Source organism: Halospina sp. K52047b (assembly GCF_008709855.1).
GTDB classification, from domain to species: Bacteria; Pseudomonadota; Gammaproteobacteria; order Pseudomonadales; family Oleiphilaceae; genus Halospina; species Halospina utahensis_B.
This window is the reverse complement of record NZ_VYJH01000029.1, coordinates 1-1,510: the sequence shown is the minus strand read 5'-3', so window position 1 is coordinate 1,510 and position 1,510 is coordinate 1. Positions and strand designations below refer to the sequence as shown.

1 pseudogene is annotated in these 1,510 nt (G+C 62.5%); it reads left to right on the top strand.

What is annotated here, in order from left to right:
- Positions 1-116: 116 nt before the first annotated feature.
- Positions 117-1,388 (top strand): annotated as a pseudogene (locus tag F3089_RS15725) (IS5 family transposase); the annotation flags it as partial.
- Between the last annotated feature and the right edge of the window lie 122 nt (positions 1,389-1,510).

The window sequence follows — 1,510 nt, the reverse complement described above, 5'->3', positions numbered from 1 at the left end:
AGTCGCCCTTGCGAAACCCAATTTGATAACAAAAACAGGATCCTGGGCGCGTTTTCCGGTATAATTTCTTCCCGAAAATGCACCCACAGACCCAAAACCGTGTAGTTTTCATCGCCATGATTCCCACCGACGACCGTCAGCAGCCCCAGAAAGGGCTCTTTGAGCTCTATCTCGAAGACATGATCAACCTGCGCCATCCACTGGTGCGCATGGCCGAGCGCATCGACTGGCAGCAGTGCGAAGAACAGTTCGGTCCCTATTGGTGTCCGGATAACGGTCGCCCAGGCCATCCCATCCGGCTTCACGTCGGGCTGCAGATGCTCAAGCACATGCAGGGGCTGTCCGACCGCGAGTTGCTAGATCAGTGGGTGGAGAACCCGTACTGGCAGCATTTCTGCGGCGAGTCGGTGTTCCGGCACGAGCCGCCGATGGACGAATCCACCATGGGCCGTTTCCGGCGGCGCATTGGCGAAGACGGCGCGCGAGCGCTTTTGAAGATGACGGTTGATCTGGGCGAAGGCACGGGTACGGTTGCTCCCGAGAGTTTCCGGGTGGCGGTGGCCGACACCACCGTGATGCCTAAGGCCATCGAGCACCCCAGCGAGGCGCGGCTGATGGTGCGCGCTCACCGGCGCCTGGTGGCCCAGGCCAAGGCGGACGGGGTGAAGTTCCGTCAGACCTACGAGCGCTCGCTCGATGGCCTGGTGATGCAGATCGGACGCTACGCCCACGCCCGCCAGTTCCGGCGCATGCACAAACGGCTTCGCAAGCTCCATGGTTATCTGGGCCGTGTGTGCAATGACGTTCGCCGCCAGCAACCTCATGGCCAGCGCAGCCAGGGACTGGATGAGGCGCTTTACCAGGCACTGTACCTGTGGCGCCAGTACGCCGAGCCTCAACACCGGCCCAAGCTCTACAGCCTGCACGAGCCGGAGGTGGCCTGCATCGCCAAGGGCAAGGCCCGCACCCCCTATGAGTTCGGCAGCAAGGTCAGTGTGATCACCACCGCCAAGGAGGGCTTCGTGCTCGACTGCCAGGCCCTGCGCGGCAACCCCTACGACGGCCACACACTGCATGGAGGCCTGATGCGGGTGCACCGCCATTGTGGCCAGCTGCCGGTGAACACCCTGGTCGACCGGGGCTATCGCGCCAGCGAGAGCACACCGCTGACCAATGTACACATCACCGGCAAGAAGAAAGGCAACGGCACCGCCCACGCCCGCTACCAGCACCGGCGCAACAGTGTTGAACCGATCATCGGCCACATGAAACACGAAGGGTTGCTGGACCGTTGCCACCTGCGCGGGCGCGAAGGCGATCGAGTCCATGCGGTGCTGTGCGCGGTCGGGTTCAACCTGAGGAAGATCCTGCGCCGGCTGGCGCGACTTTTTGGGCTTCAATTCGTTCGGGATCTGCTGGCGAAAATCCATCAATCCGGGACGGGTGTTCCCGGATCAATTCCACAGCTCACACCGGAAGCCGCCTGAAAGGCGGGTTTCGCAAGGGTGAC